Below are 16,273 nucleotides of genomic sequence, written 5' to 3'. Positions count from 1 at the left end.
CGATCCGCTTCCTCAGCCATTTTCGCCTTGTCTGGCTCTAGCTCGCGAGACGTTGAACAGGCTCTGAGGGCAGGCTAGGCTGGCGCGTCATCCAAGCGGAGTCCGCCATGAGCCAAGCAGTCATCCCCGCCTTTGCCGAAGAGCCGCTGGAGGCCAACGAGATCCGCGTTCTCGGCAGCCTCATCGAGAAGCAGCTGACCACGCCGGAAAGCTATCCCCTGACACTCAATGCGCTGGTGCTGGCCTGCAACCAGAAGACCAGTCGCGAGCCGGTGCTCAACCTCACCCCGGGTGAAGTGGGGCAGGGACTGCGGCGTCTGGAAGAACGCGGTCTGGCCCGCCTGGTCATGGGCAGCCGGACGGATCGCTGGGAGCAGCGGCTGGACAAGGCCCTGGAGCTCCCGCCACCCCAGTGGGTGCTCTGTGCCCTGCTGTTCCTGCGGGGGCCCCAGACCCTGGGCGAATTGTTGGCCCGCAGCGGCCGGATGCATGCCTTCGACGATACCGAGCAGGTGCGCCACCGCCTGGAGCGGCTGATCGCCCGCGGCCTGGCCACCGGCCTGGGGCGACAGCCTGGCCAGCGCGAAGAGCGTTATCTGCATCTGTTCGGCAACGCGGCGGAACGCGACGCCCAGGTCGCGCAGCTGGGTAGTGCCTCCGACGGCGGTACCCCTGCCGGCGGACGCGAAGGCCGGCTGGAGGCGATGGAAGCCCGGATCGCCGCCCTCGAAGAGCGCCTGGCGCAGCTGGAAGAAGCCGCTCAGCGCGGATAGAGCGGTGGCAGGGTGTCGTGCACGGCCGCGGGCGTCAGCGGCGGCAGGGCATTGATCGCCTGCCATAGCGTCTCGCCCTGCCAGCGCTGACCGGCTTCGCTGTAGAGCGCCCCATTGAGGTCGTCGAGCGCGGCGGCCAGGGGCTCGAAACGTGCCCCCATGGCCGCCAGGGTTTCCGGTTGCTGCCGGGCCCAGGCGTCCAGGGCGTGACGGGTGGCGTGGGGATCGTTGCTCTGGCAGGCGCGGCGCAGCTCTTCGCGCTGCAGGCGGCTATCGAGATCGGGCACGGTCGGCAAGACCGCCGGCTGACGGCGGGCGCGCCACCAGAGGCCGAAGCCGAGCAGGGTGGTCAGGGCGAAGAAGGCCGTCGCCAGCTGCCAGCGCCAGAGTCCCCGGTCACCGCCGGTGACCTTGCCAGTGGCCGGTGCCGCCACCGGTTGCAGGGTCGGATCCTCGGCGACCACCAGGGTTTGCGCGGGCAGGGTGGCGCGTTCGAGGGTATCGGTCTCGGTGTTCCACCAGACCACCTCCACCGGCGGCAGGACCTTGTCACCCGTGGAGGTGGGAATCAGGGCGACCCGTTCCTCGCGTTGCCCGACCAGTCCGCGCGCCTGGGTCTGCAGCGACAGCCGCGGCTGTTCGGCATAGCGCTTCACGCCCTCGGTCTCGGGCAGCACCAGTGGGGGGAGCTGACCAGGTGCCAGGCCTTCGGCACGCAGCTGCAGGGTACGGGTCAGGGCGTTGCCCTCGTGGGCGTCTTCCGGCGCAGGACTCCATTGTTGCGTCAGGGTCAGGCTGCGCGCCGGCACCCAGGGCGTCTGCGGCGGATAGCTGGCGGGCTGCGCGAGGACTTCGAGGGTCAGCGCGGGAGTGCGCAGCTGGATTGGCTGGCCAGCGCGCGAGCTGTCGTCGAGGCCACCGGCCAGGGTGGCGCTGAAGGTCTGGGGTGGCAGCACCAGGGTACCGCTCTGCAGCGGATGGATGGCGTAGCGCCATTCGATCACGCCATGCCGTACGCCCTCGACGTCACGCTCGTAGACCTGCGGCGTACCGAGCAGATCCACCCGCGCCTCGCTGGGATTGGGTGGGGTGAGCACATGGTCGTCATAGAGCGCCACGGCGTGGTAGAGACGAATGGTCAGGATGGTTTCCGCCTGCACATAGAGCCGGGTGCGCTCCACCGAGGCTTCCAGATAGACCGGCTCGCGGGTCTGGCGCCTGGCGGCGCTGGCTTCAACGGTGACGGTCAGCGGCTGGCTGCGGGCGCCGTCGAGGATCAGGGCGGGAATGGTCAGGGCGCCGCTGGCCTTGGGTTGCAGGGTCACGTTCCAGCGCGTGGTCACCCGCTCGCCGGGCGGCAGGCTGTTCTGCCGTACCCCGAGCACGCGGAAGTTCTGCTCCAGCGGGCCAAGATCGGGCTTGCCGAACTGGGCGGGGTCGGTGGTCTCGAGGATGAGCTCCAGCGTCTCGTTCTGACTGAGCTGGTTGCGCTCCAGGCGGGCGCTGAGATCCGCCGCCTGGAGCAGCGGCGCGAGCAGCGCGAGGGGCAGCAGCAACGGATAGGACTTCATTGCAGCGCGTTCTCCTCGCGTTGTTGTTGCTGGTACCAGAATTTGCGGCGCAGCAGTTCGGCCGGGTTGTCGGGGATCTCTCGCAGCCACTGTTCGGCTGCCTGACGCTGTTCCTCCGCCAGGGAATCTTCGGCATAGGAGGGGCTGACGAGCCAGTCCGCGCCGGCCTGGGCCTGCGGCTGCGGGCGGGCTGCGGCGGCTGCAGCGGACGGCGGGGTACTGCTATTGGCCGGCTCGTCCGCCTGGGCGCTGCTCTGGCTGGCGTTCTGCGCCTTGCGACTGCGGGCGGCGGCGTCGGCCTGGGCTGCGGCGCGTTGGGCGAGCAGGCGTTCGAGGCGGTTGCGATTGCGCAGGGCGGGGGTCAGATCCGGGCGCAACACCAGCGCCGCGCGGTAGGCGCGCAGGGCCTCTTCCAGGCGTCCGGCCATGGCTAGGGCGTTGCCGCGATTGTAGTGGCCGTCCGCCGACGGGTCCCGGGCGAAGGCCGCGGCGGCGCCGCTGAAGTCGCCGGCGCGATAGAGCGCCACGCCGCGCCAGCGCTCGTCGCTGAAGAGGTCGGCGGCCGCGCCAGCCTGATCGTCGGCCAGCAGCTGCAGGGCCTGCTGGTCGCGACGCAGCCAGAGGTCGTCCCAGCTGCCGGCCTGCGCCGGAGGGGGCGTCAGCAGCAGGCAGAAGGGCAGGCACAGTAGCCAGCCGCGGCGCGCGCCGCAGGCGACCAGGATCAGCAGCGGCAGCAGCAGCAGGTAACCCTGGTCGCGCCAGTCCGAGGGGGCCTGGCCGTCGCTGGCTCGCACATCGCCCGGACGCTCCAGCAGGCCGAGGCGGCGCAGGTCGCTGTCGTCACGCTGCAAGCGCTGATAGCGCCCGCCCAGCGCCTGGGCGACGCCCTGCAGGTGGCCTTCGTCCAATCGGGCGATGCGGATGCCGCCGGCGGCGTCGCTCAGGTAGTTGCCGGTCTCGGCGGCCACCGGGGCACCCTGGGGTGTACCCGGGCCGAGGATCGCCAGCTGGCGCAACCGCCCCTGCAACTGGCGCTCGAGGCCCAGGCGCTCGCGGTCGTCCAGGTCGCTGGCGATGAGCAGCAGCCGGGCACTGGCGCTGGGCGCCGGACCGAGCAGTTCCAGGGCCTGGGCGACGCCCAGGTCGGCGCGCTGCCCGGGCACCGGCATGATCGACGGCCGCAGCGCCTTGAGCAGGTTGTCCATGGTCGGCAGGTCGTCGGTCAGGGGCACCAGGGTGTGGGCGCTGCCGGCATAGACGACGATGGCGGTCTCGCCGTCCTGGCGCGCCTTGAGCAGGTCCTGCAGCTTGCGCTGCACGGCCAGCAGGCGGTTCGGGGTGACGTCGGTGGCGAGCAGATCGGGCGTCAGCGCCAGTACCACCACCAGCGGATCGTTGCGGCGAAAGTTCTGCGCTTCACCCTGCTGCCAGCTGGGACCGGCCAGGGCCAGGCAGGCCACCACCCCGGCCAGGCCCAGCAGCACCAGGCCGAGGGGCGAGCGCTGGCGATCGCTGTCACTGAGCAGCCAGGGTTGCAGCGCCGGAGGCAGGAGCGCCTGCCAGCGCCCGTGGCGATGCCGGCGCTGACGCAGCGACCCGATCAACAGGGCGACCGGCACCAGGGCCAGCAGCCACCCGGGACGCAGGAACAGCGGCAGCCAGTCGTTCATGTCGGCTTGCCTCGGCGCCGCCAGCGCGGCGGCCACGGCAGGCGGTCGAGCGCCAGGGCCAGGCCGAGCAGCAGCGCCCCGGCCAGTGGCCAGGGATAGAGTTCGCGGGTGGGACGGGCCTGGTCCGGCTGCTGGCGGATGGGTTCGAGGCGATCGAGTTGGCGCGACACGGCGGCCAGCTCGGTGCTGGATCTCACCCGGAAATAGGCGCCGTTGGTGACCTCGGCGAGGTGGCGCAACATGGGTTCGTCGAGATCGCTGGGCGTCGCGGCGGCGCCCAGGGTATCCGGATCGGCGCCGATGCCGAGGGTGTAGACGCGCACCCGCTCGCTGGCCGCCAGGCTCGCCGCCACCTCGGGCGTCACCACGCCGCCGTTGCTGGCGCCGTCGGTGACCAGGATCAGGGTGCGGCTGTTGTCCGGCCGCTTGCGCAGGTGCTTGACCGCCAGGCCCACGGCGTCGCCCACCGCCGTGTTGCGCCCGGCCAGGCCGATCTGGGCTTCTTCGAGGAGGGCATGCACGGTGCGTCGGTCGGCGGTCAGGGGCGCCTGTAGATAGGCCTGGGAGCCGAACAGGATCAGGCCGACGCGATCGCCCTGGCGACTGTCGATGAAGCGGCCGAGCAGTTGCTTGACCAGGTTCAGGCGGCTGACGTTCTCGTCGCCCAATTGCATGTCCGGGGTATCCATCGAGCCGGAGACATCCACCGCCAGCAGCAGATCGCGACCGCTCACGTCCAGCGGCTGGGGTGGCCCCACCCATTGGGGGCGCGCCGCGGCGCCCAGGATCAGCAGCCAGCCCAGCAGAAAGGGCAGCAGGCGACGGGCGCCGCTCAGGCCGCCGGTGTGGCGGGTGCGCCCGCCCAGGTGTTCGAGTTCACCGAGGAATTCCACGCGCAGGGCGGCCTGGCCGCTGTCGGCCGCCGGCAGGAGCACGCGCAGCAGCCAGGGCAGTGGCAGCAACAGCCACAACCAGGGCCAGGCGAATTCAAACATGCTTGCGGATCCAGGTGGCGACGGCGTCCTGCAGGCCGTCGATGGCGCGGTCGTCCAGCCGACAATCCGGACGATAGCCGCCATCGACCAGGATCATGTAGCGCGTCAGGCCAGCCGCCGGACAGCGCGAATCGAGAAAGGCCAGCCAGTCGCGGCCGCTCAGGGTCTGGCTGAGCTGATCCGGATAGCTGGCCCGGCAGAGGCGTTTGAGCAGGGCGTTAAGTGCCTGCAACCAGGGGCCGGCCGGAGCGCCATAGGGACGCGGCAGGCGCGCCAGCTCGGCCAGCGCGGTGGTGCGCAGATCCTCTTCGGTAGTTGGCTCGACGAGGGGCACGCTGACCAGGGGCCGTCGGCCATGGCGATGGCGCAGAAAGAAGGCCAGCGCCACCACGACCAGCGCCAGCAGCCACCAGCCCGGGGCCGGTGGCCAGAGGGCCGGCTCCGGCGGCAGCCGCAGCGGCTCCAGATTGGGCAGTCCGGGCGTCACGAGGTGTACCCTGGACGGTGCTGGCGCAAGAGATGCCGCAACTGCTCGATGAGGTCGTCCGCCGTGGACAGCGGCAGCAGCGGAACGCCCAGGCGCAGGCTGAGCTCGGTCCAGCGTTCGCGGCGCTGCGCGGCCTGCTCGGCATAGCCCTGGCGTACGTCGGCGCGATCGGTATCCAGCTCCACCTCCGCCTGGCCGCTGGTGAAACGCAGCAGGCCGGCCTGGGGCAATTCATGATCCAGCGGATCGGAGAGCGGCAGCAGGACCAGGTCGCTGTGCCGCGAGAGCAGGGTGAGGTGCTGCTCGGTGGCCACGTCCAGGCTGCGCTCGTCGCAGATCACCAGCGCCAGGCTGCCGGGACGCAGCACCTCGCGAGCACGGCGCAGGACCTGGTTGAAGGTGATGCGCGGCACCTGGGCCAGGGCCGGATCCTGCAGCGCCCGATTGGCGTTGACCAGGTGATCGAAGAAGCGCAGCAGATTCTGCTTGCTGCGTCGTGGCCGCACTTCGTGCAGGCGTTCGCCGCCGAAGATCATGCCGCCGATGCGGTCGTTGTGCTCCAGCACCGCCCAGCCGATCAGCGCGGCCAGCCGCCCGGCGAGCACCGACTTGAATTGCTGGCGAGTGCCGAAGAAGGTACGTGGACTCTGCTCCAGAAGGAGATAGACCGGCCGCTCGCGCTCTTCGTGGAACAGCTTGGTATGGGGCTCGCGGGTGCGGGCGGTGACGCGCCAGTCGATGGCCCGGACATCGTCGCCGGGCTGATAGGCGCGCACCTGGTCGAAATCCACCCCGCGCCCGCGCAGGCGCGAGTGGTGCAGGCCGATCAGCGGGCTGCGTCGTCCGGCTGCGGAAAACAGCTGCACCTCGACCACTCGGTGACGCATCTCGATGAGTTCGGCCAGGCCCAGGGTCACGCCGTTGCGCTCGGCCATCTCAGGCCACGGCCACCAGATCGAGGATGCGCTGCACCACCCGGTCATGGTCGATGCCGGCGGCCTCTGCCTCGAAGGACAGGATGACACGGTGGCGCAGGACATCGAAGACCACCGCCTGGATATCCTCCGGGCTGACGAAGTCCCGTCCGGCCAGCCAGGCATGGGCGCGGGCGGAGCGATCCAGGGCGATGGAGCCGCGCGGGCTGGCGCCATAGGTGATCCAGTGCGCCAGGTCCTGGTCGAAGCGCCCCGGGGTGCGGGTCGCCATGATCAGCTGGACCAGGTATTCCTCCACGGCGTCGGCCATGTACAGTCCGAGCACCTCGCGTCGGGCCGCATTGATCTCCGCCTGGGTGACGCGCTCGGTTGGCAGGGTCTCGCCGTCCAGGGCTTCGCCACGGGCCTGGGCCAGGATGCGACGCTCCACCGAGGCGTCGGGGTAGCCGATCTTGACGTGCATCAGGAAGCGATCGAGCTGGGCCTCGGGCAGCGGATAGGTGCCCTCCTGCTCGATGGGATTCTGGGTGGCCATCACCAGGAAGAGGTCGGGCAGGGCATAGGAGGTGCGACCGATGCTCACCTGGCGTTCGGCCATGGCTTCCAGCAGCGCGGACTGCACCTTGGCCGGCGCCCGGTTGATCTCGTCGGCCAGGACCAGGTTGTGGAAGATCGGCCCCTGCTGGAAGGAGAAGGTTGCCGTGTCGGGACGATAGATCTCGGTGCCGGTGATGTCGGCCGGCAGCAGGTCGGGGGTGAACTGGATCCGGTGGAAATCGGCCTCCAGGCCTTCCGCCAGGTCCTTGATGGCCTTGGTCTTGGCCAGCCCCGGTGCGCCCTCCACCAGCAGATGGCCATCCGCCAGCACCGCGATGAGCAGGCGCTCCACCAGGGTTTCCTGGCCAAGGATCTGGCTGGTCAGGTAGGTGCGTAGCACCTGCAGAGCGTCACGATGAGCCATGGGGCATCCTGAATACGGCGCTGGAGCGGTCAAGGGTGCTGGATTTTACTGCAAGCGGCGGCTGCCGCCCATGCCTGCGCTGAGGTCGCATCCAGAGCAGGTCTTGACGAAATTTTGACGTGCTTCTGCTCAGGCTGGGCGATTGGCAGCGCGGCGGAGGTCTCGCTTCGCCCACGTCGAGGAGGCCCGGACTGGCGCGATCGCGCCGGATGGTTAAACTCCCACGCCTGCCGACCGCGCCCGAGGCGTCTGCGTGGCCGATCCCGAGCCGCTGGCCACGCGCCGCGAATCCCTGCTGCTTTTGACAAGGTGTTTTCATGTCGCAAACGGAAGTCCCCCAAACCCCGCGTGCCGCTGGCATCCGCCCGCTGCCGACGCTGGGCAGCCACCTGAGCTTCGTCCTAGGCTGCGGCCTGGCACTGCTGGTCATGTTCACCCTGCTGCGCTTGGTGTTGCTGGGCTACAACACCGACCTGATCGGCGATTCGCCCTTCGCCACCTTTGCCGAGGCCTTCCTCAACGGCGCGCGCTTCGACCTGCGCCTGGTGGTCTATATCTGCGCGCCCTCGCTGTTCTGCCTGTTCAGCCTGAGAGCCATGGCCGCGCGCCGGCTGCAGGCCGGCTGGTTCACCCTGGCCGCCAGCGTCTGCCTGTTGCTGGGCGTCGCCGAGCTCAACTTCTACCGTGAATTCCACCAGCGGTTGAACAGCCTGGTGTTCCAGTACCTGCAGGAAGACCTGCATACCGTCACCAGCATGATCTGGAACGGTTTCCCGGTGGTGCGCCTGCTGCTGGCCTGGGCCGTGGCGACCCTGCTGCTGGGCCTGGTGTTCTTTGGCATCGAACGAGCCACCCGGCGCTATGCCGCGCCGCGCCCGGCCGCCTGGTATCGCCGGGGCGCGGTGTTCATGCTCTGCCTGGTGGTGGCCGTCATCGCCGCCCGGGGGACCCTGAGATCCGGGCCGCCACTGCGCTGGGGCGACGCCTATACCACCGACTCCATGTTCGCCAACCACCTCGGCCTGAACGGCACCCTGACCCTGATCGACGCCGCCGAGAACAGCTTTTCCGATCACCGCGACAACAGCTGGAAGGCCACCATGCCGGTCGCCGAGGCCCTGGCCACTACCCGGCAACTGCTGCTGACCCCGCGTGACGAACTGATCGACGCCGACAAGGCCGCCATGCGCCGGATCTACACCCCGCCCGCCGACGGCCAGTTGCCCAAGGTGCGCAACGTGGTGGTGATCCTCATGGAAAGCATGGCCGGTCGCTACATCGGTGCGCTGGGCAACGAAGACGGCATCACGCCGAACTTCGACGCCCTGGCCAAGCAGGGCACCCTGTTCACCCGCTTCTTCTCCAACGGCACCCATACCCACCAGGGCATGTTCGCCACCATGGCCTGCTTCCCCAACCTGCCGGCCTTCGAGTACCTGATGCGCATGCCCGAGGGCGCGCACCAGTTCTCCGGTTTGCCGCAACTGCTGAGCACCCGTGGCTTCGACGACGTCTACGTCTACAACGGCAACTTCCAGTGGGACAACCAGTCCGGCTTCTTCAGCAACCAGGGCATGACCCGCTTCGTCGGTCGCGAGGACTTCGTGAATCCGGTGTTCATGGATCCGACCTGGGGCGTCTCCGACCAGGACATGTTCGACCGCTCGGTGCAGGAACTGGACACGCTGGCCAAGGCGCCGGACGGCAAGCCCTTCTATGCGCTGCTGCAGACCCTGTCCAACCACACCCCCTATGCGCTGCCCAAGGACCTGCCGGTCACCCCGGTCACCGGTCACGGCTCGCTCGACGAACACCTCACCGCCATGCGCTACGCCGACTGGTCGCTGGGTCAGTTCTTTGCCAAGGTCAAGCAAGAGCCCTGGTACCAGGACACCCTGTTCGTCATCGTCGGTGACCATGGCTTCGGCAACAACGAGCAGATCACCGAGATGGACCTGTCGCGCTTCAACGTGCCGCTCTTGCTGATCGGTCCGGACGTGCAGGAAACCTTTGGTGCCCGTCGCGACACCGTCGGCAGCCAGATCGACGTGGTACCCACGGTGCTGGCCCGCTTCGGCAAGCCGACCCAGCACCAGTGCTGGGGCCGTGATCTGCTGGGGCTGCCCCAGGGCGATCCGGGCGTGGCGGTGATCAAGCCGTCGGGCAGCGACCAGACCGTGGCCCTGGTCACGGGCGATCGCATCCTGGTCAAGCCGCGCGACCGCGACGCCGTACTCTATCGCTATCACCTGGGCACCCAGGCTGGCGGCGAGGTGCTCAAGGGCGACGCCAGCGCGCCCGAACTGCAGAAGCGCCTGGAGGCCTTCATCCAGACCGCGACCGCCAGCCTGCTCGGCAACACCACCGGCATGAACGACAGCAAGGCCGCGGCCGCCCAGCGGCAGTAGCCTCGTCGTCCATGAAAAAGGCCGCCCGAGGGCGGCCTTTCTTTTGGCTGGCAGCGATCAGGCTGCGATGACCACGTCCTCGGCCTGCAGGCCCTTGTCCCGCTGGATCACCGAGAATTCCACGCGCTGGCCTTCCATCAGTACCCGATGACCTTCGCCACGGATCGCGCGGAAGTGCACGAAGATATCGTCGCCGGTATCGCGGGAGATGAAGCCGAAGCCTTTGGAGGTGTTGAACCACTTCACCGTGCCACGCTCGCGGTCATCGGCCAGTGGACGGGCCGGAGCGGCTGCGACAGGGGCGGGACGCGGGGCCTGACGTGGGCGAACGTCGCTGTCGGCCACCGCGGCGCTGCCCGCCGGGGCACGAAACTTTTCCGGCAGGCTGGCCAGCGCAGCGACCAGGGTCAGGCCCAGCGGCAGCAATTCGGCCGGCAGGCCGCCGATCTGCCCGAGGGGCGCCAGCAGGATGAAGGTCTGGGCCACGACGGCGATCACCAGCAGGGCGCTGGCGAGTTTCTGGGCACCGCTGCTGCGGCTACGGGAGAAAGGCGTGAAGAGAAGGGTGGCGAGACCCAGCAGGGCCAGATGGATGGACTCGGGTTGATCGAAGGACGAGGTGTCGGACTGCAGTCCGGGAATCGCCGATAACAGGAGCGCAGCAGCGCCCACCACGACATGGACAGTAGATAACGTGTTCAATGTGAAATCACCTTGGGATAGAGAACACGGGTCTGCCGAAACTGCCGGAGCGGTGCCCGACAGCGGAGTGACCCGGCGCGAAAAGCGCGTCCTTATTTAACCCAAAAGGTGAGGGCCGCTCAATCGTGGCACCGTCGCGGACCGCGGACCGCGGACCGCGACGGCAGCCGGATTCAGGCGGCGAGCAAGCTGCGCAACATCCAGGCCGTCTTCTCGTGGGTCTGCATGCGCTGGGTCAGCAGATCGGCGGTGGGCTCGTCGCTGACCTTGTCCAGCAGCGGGAAGATGCCCCGGGCAGTGCGCACCACGGCTTCCTGGCCCTGCACCAGCAGGCGGATCATCTCCTGGGCGTCCGGTACGCCTTCCTCTTCCTTGATGCTCGACAGGCGGGCGTAGGCGGCATAGGTACCCGGCGCCGGGAAACCCAGGGCACGGATGCGCTCGGCGATGTCGTCCACCGCCACGGCCAGCTCGGTGTACTGGGTCTCGAACATCAGGTGCAGGGTGTTGAACATCGGCCCGGTCACGTTCCAGTGGAAGTTGTGGGTCTTCAGATACAGGGTGTAGGTGTCGGCCAGGAGGCGCGACAGGCCCTCGGCGATCTGGGCACGATCCTGTTCGGCGATTCCGATGTTGATTTCCATGCTGACGGCTCCTGTGCGTCGGTTGCGAAGGGCTCCGAGGCTATCACAGAACCGCTGGCCGTTTAGCCAGTGTTCGCGTGTCGAGCTGCGCGCCCGGCTACGGTAAAATCGTGGCGGATGATATAGAATCTCCCGTTCAGTCGAGCGCGCGGTCCTGTCGGCCCGGCGCCTCCACGCATTCAGCCTGTTCTAGAGAAGCGAAACCACGATCATGATGCGCAGCCACTATTGCGGCCAGTTGAACGAGAGCCTGGACGGCCAGGAAATCACCCTCTGCGGTTGGGTCCACCGCCGCCGTGACCACGGCGGGGTCATCTTCCTCGACATCCGCGATCGCGAAGGCCTGGCCCAGGTGGTGTTCGATCCGGATCGCGCCGAAACCTTCGCCAAGGCCGACCGCGTGCGCAGCGAATACGTCGTCAAGCTCACCGGCAAGGTACGTCTGCGTCCCGAGGGCGCGCGCAACGCCAACATGGCGTCCGGTGCCATCGAGGTGCTGGGCTACGAGCTGGAGGTGCTCAACGAAGCGGAGACCCCGCCGTTCCCGCTCAACGAATACACCGACGTCGGGGAAGAGACCCGGCTGCGCTATCGCTTCATCGACCTGCGTCGTCCGGAGATGGCCGAGAAGCTCAAGCTGCGTTCGCGCATCACCTCCAGCATCCGTCGCTACCTGGACGAAAACGGTTTCCTCGACGTGGAAACCCCGATCCTGACCCGGGCCACCCCCGAGGGTGCCCGCGACTACCTAGTGCCCAGCCGCACCCATCCCGGCAGCTTCTTCGCCCTGCCGCAGTCGCCCCAGCTGTTCAAGCAGCTGCTGATGGTCGCTGGCTTCGACCGCTACTACCAGATCGCCAAGTGCTTCCGTGACGAGGACCTGCGGGCCGATCGCCAGCCGGAATTCACCCAGATCGACATCGAGACCAGCTTCCTCGATGAAAAAGACATCATGGACATCACCGAGACGATGGTGCGCAACCTGTTCAAGGAAGTCCTGGACGTCGAGTTCGGCGAGCTGCCGCACATGACCCTGGCCGACGCCATGCGTCGCTTCGGTTCCGACAAGCCGGACCTGCGCATCCCGCTGGAACTTACGGACGTGGAAGACCAGCTCAAGGACGTCGACTTCAAGGTCTTCGCCGGCCCGGCCAACGATCCCAAGTGCCGCGTCGCCGCGCTGCGCGTACCGGGCGGGGCGAGCATGCCGCGCAAGCAGATCGACGACTACACCAAGTTCGTCGGCATCTACGGTGCCAAGGGCCTGGCCTACATCAAGGTCAACGAGCGTGCCGCCGGCGTCGAGGGCCTGCAGTCGCCCATCGTCAAGAACATCCCGCTGGCCAACATCAACGTCATCCTCGACCGTGTCGGCGCGGTGGATGGCGACATCGTGTTCTTCGGCGCGGACAAGACCAAGGTCGTCTCCGAAGCCCTGGGTGCCCTGCGCATCAGGCTCGGCCACGACCTCAACCTGCTGACCTGCCAGTGGGCGCCGCTGTGGGTGGTCGACTTCCCGATGTTCGAGGAGAACGACGATGGCAGCCTGACCGCCATGCACCACCCTTTCACCTCGCCCAAGTGCAGCCCGCAAGAGCTCAAGGCCAATCCGGGTGCAGCGCTGTCGCGCGCCTACGACATGGTGCTCAACGGCACCGAGCTGGGCGGCGGTTCCATTCGTATCCACGACAAGAAGATGCAGCAAGCCGTCTTCGAGGTGCTGGGTATCAGCGAAGCGGAACAGGAAGAGAAGTTCGGCTTCCTGCTGGACGCCCTGAAGTTCGGTGCACCGCCCCACGGTGGCCTGGCCTTTGGCCTGGATCGCCTGGTGATGCTGATGACCGGTGCCTCGTCCATTCGTGAAGTCATCGCCTTCCCGAAGACCCAGAGCGCCGCCGACGTCATGACCCAGGCGCCCGGCGCCGTCGACGCAAAGGCCCTGCGCGAGCTGCACATCCGCCTGCGCGAGCAGCCCAAGGCGGAATAAGCCTTATCGGAGGAGGGCGTCCGGACGGGTGCCCGCCGTTTCCCTTTTCAATGCGCCGCGGCCATCGCTGCCGGCGCAGTCTTCATCAAGACATTGGAGTAGCTTATGGCCGGTCATTCCAAGTGGGCCAACATCAAGCATCGCAAAGAACGCCAGGATGCCAAGAAGGGCAAGATCTTCACCAAGATCATCCGTGAGCTGACCGTGGCCGCGCGCCAGGGCGGCGGCGTTCCAGCCGACAATCCCCGCCTGCGCCTGGCGGTGGACAAGGCGCTGACCGCCAACATGACCCGCGACACCATCGACCGGGCCATCGCCCGGGGCGTGGGTGCCGGCGAGGGCGAGAACGTCGAGGAACTGACCTATGAAGGCTACGCCCCGAGCGGCGTCGCCATCATCGTCGAGGCCATGACCGACAACCGCAACCGTACCGCGGCCGAAGTCCGCCACGCCTTCAACAAGTGCGGTGGCAACCTGGGTACCGACGGCTCGGTGGCCTATCTGTTCGAGCGCAAGGGCCAGATCAGCTACGCCCCGGGCCTGGACGAGGACGCCCTGATGGAAGCGGCCCTGGAGGCCGGTGCCGACGACGTGGTGGCCAACGATGACGGCTCCATCGATGTCTTCACCAGCTTCGCCGACTTCATCGCCGTCAACGAAGCCCTGACCGCCGCCGGCTACAAGGCCGACGAAGCCGAGGTGACCATGATCCCCTCGACCTCCGCGACCCTGGATCTGGACACCGCGCAGAAGGTGCTCAAGCTGATCGACATGCTCGAAGACCTGGATGACGTGCAGAACGTCTATTCCAACGCCGACATCCCCGAGGATGTCATGGCGCAGCTCGGCTGATGTCCCTCTATGAGCGCCTGCCGCCCGATGCGCCCGGCACCCTGGTACTGGGCATCGACCCGGGCTCGCGGCTGACCGGCTTTGGCGTGGTGCGCGACACCGGGCGGGGCTGCGAATACGTGGCCTCCGGGTGCATCCGTACGGGAAACGGTCCTTTGCCCGAGCGGTTGCAGATCGTCTATCGCGGCGTGCGCGACGTCATCGCCCAGTACGGGCCGGTCACCATGGGCATCGAGCAGGTGTTCATGGCGCGCAACGCCGATTCGGCGCTCAAGCTGGGTCAGGCCCGGGGTGCGGCCATCGTCGCCGGCGCCGAGGGTGGCCTGGAGATCTCCGAATACACCGCGAGCCAGGTCAAGCAGGCGGTGGTCGGCAACGGCGGGGCGGACAAGCAGCAGGTGATGCTGATGGTCATGCACCTGCTGCGCTTGACCGAAAAGCCGCAGATCGATGCCTCCGATGCCCTGGCCATCGCCCTGTGCCATGCCCATACCCGGCAGAGCCTGGTGCCTCATGGCCTGCTGGCGACCCGCCGCCGCGGCGGTCGTCTGCGGCTCTAGTCTTATCCGCTCAACCCCCTCGCTCCAACGTTAGGAAGGTAACCCTGTGATCGGTCGTCTACGTGGCACCCTGGCGGAAAAGCAGCCGCCGCATCTCCTGCTCGACGTGGGCGGAGTCGGCTATGAGGTCGAAGTGCCCATGACGACCCTTTATCGGCTGCCGGCCCAGGGTGAAATCGTCACATTGCACACTCACCTCGTGGTACGGGAAGATGCGCACCTGCTGTATGGGTTCGGCGAAAAGCGCGAGCGTGAGCTGTTTCGCGAGCTGATCCGGCTCAATGGTGTCGGTCCCAAGCTGGCCCTGGCCTTGATGTCCAGTCTCGAGGTGGATGAATTGGTTCGCTGTGTGCAAGCCCAGGACACATCCGTCCTGGTGAAGGTGCCGGGAGTGGGCAAGAAGACCGCCGAGCGTCTGCTGGTCGAGCTGAAGGACCGTTTCAAGGCCTGGGAGAATCTGCCCACCATCGCCCCCCTGGTCTTGCCGAACCAGGCCTCCGTCGCCGCCAGCGCCGAGGCCGATGCGGTCAGCGCCCTGGTCGCCCTGGGCTTCAAGCCCCAGGAAGCCAGTCGCGCCGTCGCCGCCGTGGAAGGGGAAGACCTTTCCAGCGAGGAACTCATCCGTCGCGCCCTGAAGGGCATGGTCTGATCCCATGATAGAAACCGATCGCCTCATCTCGGCCGGCGGCCGCGACCGTGAAGAATTCCAAGATCGCGCCATCCGTCCGGTGCGCCTGGCCGACTACATCGGCCAGCCGGTGGTGCGCGACCAGATGGGCCTGTTCATCCAGGCCGCGAAGGGCAGGGGCGAGGCCCTCGACCACACCCTGATCTTCGGCCCACCCGGCCTAGGCAAGACCACCCTGGCCAACATCATCGCCCAGGAAATGCAGGTTTCCCTGAAGAGCACCTCGGGTCCTGTGCTGGAACGCCCGGGCGATCTCGCGGCGCTGCTGACCAACCTGGAAGCGGGCGATGTGCTCTTCATCGACGAGATCCATCGGCTGTCGCCCATCGTCGAGGAGGTACTCTATCCGGCCATGGAGGACTACCAGCTCGACATCATGATCGGTGAAGGCCCGGCGGCTCGCTCCATCAAACTGGATCTGCCACCCTTCACCCTGGTCGGCGCGACCACCCGCGCCGGCATGCTGACCAATCCGCTGCGCGACCGCTTCGGGATCGTCCAGCGCCTGGAGTTCTACGGCACCGCGGACTTGGCCACCATCGTCACCCGTTCGGCCGGTATCCTCGGTCTCGCCATCGAAGCCGAGGGGGCCATGGAAATCGCCCGCCGGGCGCGCGGCACGCCGCGGATCGCCAATCGCCTGCTGCGGCGGGTGCGGGACTTCGCCGAGGTGCGCGGGCAGGGCCACATCAGCCACGACATCGCCAGTCGCGCCCTGGATCTGCTGGACGTCGACGCCCAGGGTTTCGATCACCAGGATCGCCGTCTGCTGCTGACCATGATCGACAAATTCGACGGCGGTCCGGTGGGCGTCGACAGCCTCGCTGCAGCCATCAGCGAAGAGCGTCACACCATCGAAGACGTGCTGGAACCCTATTTGATCCAGCAAGGCTATATCATGCGCACGCCGCGCGGACGGGTAGTGACCCGGCATGCCTATCTGCACTTCGGACTCAATCTGCCGACGCGTCTGGCCCAGGGTGGTACACCCGATCTGTTCGAGGTCAATGGTAATTAAATGCAGTTGCGAACATTTCTGA

General features: G+C 67.6%; 15 protein-coding genes and 1 pseudogene. 7 read left to right on the top strand and 9 right to left on the bottom strand.

Going from position 1 to position 16,273, the window contains the following annotated elements; translation table 11 throughout:
- The first annotated feature begins 107 nt into the window (after positions 1 to 107).
- Complete coding sequence (locus RCF34_RS04555; RefSeq protein WP_308707096.1) at positions 108 to 773, top strand: DUF480 domain-containing protein; 666 nt, start codon at positions 108 to 110, stop codon at positions 771 to 773.
- On the opposite strand, the gene RCF34_RS04550 is transcribed toward RCF34_RS04555, so the two are convergent.
- Genes RCF34_RS04550 through RCF34_RS04525 form a run of 6 tightly spaced genes read right to left on the bottom strand, consistent with a single transcriptional unit; the run spans position 761 to position 7,392 of the window.
- Positions 761 to 2,344: a BatD family protein gene (locus RCF34_RS04550; RefSeq protein WP_308707095.1), complete on the bottom strand. Its 1,584-nt coding sequence runs from the start codon at positions 2,342 to 2,344 to the stop codon at positions 761 to 763. The two genes, RCF34_RS04555 and RCF34_RS04550, sit on opposite strands and share 13 nt — an antisense overlap.
- Positions 2,341 to 4,014, bottom strand: a complete 1,674-nt coding sequence (locus RCF34_RS04545; RefSeq protein WP_308707094.1) for a tetratricopeptide repeat protein — start codon at positions 4,012 to 4,014, stop codon at positions 2,341 to 2,343. Before RCF34_RS04545 ends, RCF34_RS04550 begins: the two co-directional genes overlap by 4 nt.
- The gene (locus RCF34_RS04540; RefSeq protein ID WP_308707093.1) at positions 4,011 to 5,009 is read right to left on the bottom strand and encodes a VWA domain-containing protein; all 999 of its coding nucleotides are present in this window, start codon (positions 5,007 to 5,009) and stop codon (positions 4,011 to 4,013) included. The genes RCF34_RS04545 and RCF34_RS04540 overlap by 4 nt, the downstream gene beginning before the upstream one ends.
- Complete coding sequence (locus RCF34_RS04535) at positions 5,002 to 5,496, bottom strand: DUF4381 domain-containing protein (RefSeq protein ID WP_308707092.1); 495 nt, start codon at positions 5,494 to 5,496, stop codon at positions 5,002 to 5,004. The genes RCF34_RS04540 and RCF34_RS04535 overlap by 8 nt, the downstream gene beginning before the upstream one ends.
- Positions 5,493 to 6,431, bottom strand: coding sequence for a DUF58 domain-containing protein (locus RCF34_RS04530; protein WP_308707091.1), 939 nt, complete (start codon positions 6,429 to 6,431; stop codon positions 5,493 to 5,495). Before RCF34_RS04530 ends, RCF34_RS04535 begins: the two co-directional genes overlap by 4 nt.
- Before the next feature lies 1 nt (position 6,432).
- Complete coding sequence (locus RCF34_RS04525; protein ID WP_308707090.1) at positions 6,433 to 7,392, bottom strand: MoxR family ATPase; 960 nt, start codon at positions 7,390 to 7,392, stop codon at positions 6,433 to 6,435.
- 317 nt (positions 7,393 to 7,709) lie between these two features.
- Here RCF34_RS04525 and RCF34_RS04520 point away from each other — a divergent pair, with 317 nt between their 5' ends.
- Positions 7,710 to 9,800: an LTA synthase family protein gene (locus tag RCF34_RS04520; protein ID WP_308707089.1), complete on the top strand. Its 2,091-nt coding sequence runs from the start codon at positions 7,710 to 7,712 to the stop codon at positions 9,798 to 9,800.
- Between the two features lie 57 nt (positions 9,801 to 9,857).
- On the opposite strand, the gene RCF34_RS04515 is transcribed toward RCF34_RS04520, so the two are convergent.
- The 3 genes and pseudogenes from RCF34_RS04515 to RCF34_RS04505 form a co-directional block, all read right to left on the bottom strand.
- Positions 9,858 to 10,073, bottom strand: coding sequence for a cold shock domain-containing protein (locus RCF34_RS04515; RefSeq protein WP_160923550.1), 216 nt, complete (start codon positions 10,071 to 10,073; stop codon positions 9,858 to 9,860).
- A gap of 120 nt (positions 10,074 to 10,193) precedes the next feature.
- Positions 10,194 to 10,502 (bottom strand): annotated as a pseudogene (locus RCF34_RS04510) (cold shock domain-containing protein membrane protein); the annotation flags it as partial.
- 173 nt (positions 10,503 to 10,675) lie between these two features.
- A complete protein-coding gene (locus RCF34_RS04505) occupies positions 10,676 to 11,146 on the bottom strand; it encodes a Dps family protein (RefSeq protein ID WP_132832088.1) in 471 nt (156 codons plus the stop codon).
- Between the two features lie 211 nt (positions 11,147 to 11,357).
- Here RCF34_RS04505 and aspS point away from each other — a divergent pair, with 211 nt between their 5' ends.
- The 5 genes from aspS (at position 11,358) to ruvB (ending at position 16,251) form a co-directional block, all read left to right on the top strand.
- The gene (gene aspS, locus RCF34_RS04500; RefSeq protein ID WP_308707088.1) at positions 11,358 to 13,133 is read left to right on the top strand and encodes an aspartate--tRNA ligase; all 1,776 of its coding nucleotides are present in this window, start codon (positions 11,358 to 11,360) and stop codon (positions 13,131 to 13,133) included.
- A gap of 105 nt (positions 13,134 to 13,238) precedes the next feature.
- Positions 13,239 to 13,985, top strand: coding sequence for a YebC/PmpR family DNA-binding transcriptional regulator (locus RCF34_RS04495; protein WP_308707087.1), 747 nt, complete (start codon positions 13,239 to 13,241; stop codon positions 13,983 to 13,985).
- Entirely contained in the window at positions 13,985 to 14,545 is a 561-nt protein-coding gene (ruvC, locus tag RCF34_RS04490) for a crossover junction endodeoxyribonuclease RuvC (protein ID WP_007160336.1), read from the top strand. The genes RCF34_RS04495 and ruvC overlap by 1 nt, the downstream gene beginning before the upstream one ends.
- Positions 14,546 to 14,591: 46 nt before the next feature.
- Positions 14,592 to 15,194: a Holliday junction branch migration protein RuvA gene (gene ruvA / locus RCF34_RS04485; RefSeq protein WP_308707086.1), complete on the top strand. Its 603-nt coding sequence runs from the start codon at positions 14,592 to 14,594 to the stop codon at positions 15,192 to 15,194.
- Between the two features lie 4 nt (positions 15,195 to 15,198).
- Positions 15,199 to 16,251: a Holliday junction branch migration DNA helicase RuvB gene (gene ruvB / locus RCF34_RS04480; RefSeq protein WP_017642116.1), complete on the top strand. Its 1,053-nt coding sequence runs from the start codon at positions 15,199 to 15,201 to the stop codon at positions 16,249 to 16,251.
- Positions 16,252 to 16,273 lie beyond the last annotated feature (22 nt).

Source organism: Pseudomonas sp. 102515 (assembly GCF_031085165.1).
GTDB lineage: Bacteria > Pseudomonadota > Gammaproteobacteria > Pseudomonadales > Pseudomonadaceae > Chryseomonas.
The sequence above is the reverse complement of the archived record's forward strand: the minus strand, read 5'-3'. Positions and strand labels throughout refer to the sequence as shown.

Coding starts and splice junctions, on each gene's coding strand:
- RCF34_RS04505 (WP_132832088.1), bottom strand. CDS start 11,146: ATGGAAATCAACATCGGAATCGCCGAACAGGATCGTGCCCAGATCGCC.
- RCF34_RS04495 (WP_308707087.1), top strand. CDS start 13,239: ATGGCCGGTCATTCCAAGTGGGCCAACATCAAGCATCGCAAAGAACGC.
- RCF34_RS04540 (WP_308707093.1), bottom strand. CDS start 5,009: ATGTTTGAATTCGCCTGGCCCTGGTTGTGGCTGTTGCTGCCACTGCCC.
- RCF34_RS04545 (WP_308707094.1), bottom strand. CDS start 4,014: ATGAACGACTGGCTGCCGCTGTTCCTGCGTCCCGGGTGGCTGCTGGCC.
- ruvC (WP_007160336.1), top strand. CDS start 13,985: ATGTCCCTCTATGAGCGCCTGCCGCCCGATGCGCCCGGCACCCTGGTA.
- RCF34_RS04525 (WP_308707090.1), bottom strand. CDS start 7,392: ATGGCTCATCGTGACGCTCTGCAGGTGCTACGCACCTACCTGACCAGC.
- RCF34_RS04555 (WP_308707096.1), top strand. CDS start 108: ATGAGCCAAGCAGTCATCCCCGCCTTTGCCGAAGAGCCGCTGGAGGCC.
- RCF34_RS04530 (WP_308707091.1), bottom strand. CDS start 6,431: ATGGCCGAGCGCAACGGCGTGACCCTGGGCCTGGCCGAACTCATCGAG.
- ruvB (WP_017642116.1), top strand. CDS start 15,199: ATGATAGAAACCGATCGCCTCATCTCGGCCGGCGGCCGCGACCGTGAA.
- aspS (WP_308707088.1), top strand. CDS start 11,358: ATGATGCGCAGCCACTATTGCGGCCAGTTGAACGAGAGCCTGGACGGC.
- RCF34_RS04550 (WP_308707095.1), bottom strand. CDS start 2,344: ATGAAGTCCTATCCGTTGCTGCTGCCCCTCGCGCTGCTCGCGCCGCTG.
- RCF34_RS04520 (WP_308707089.1), top strand. CDS start 7,710: ATGTCGCAAACGGAAGTCCCCCAAACCCCGCGTGCCGCTGGCATCCGC.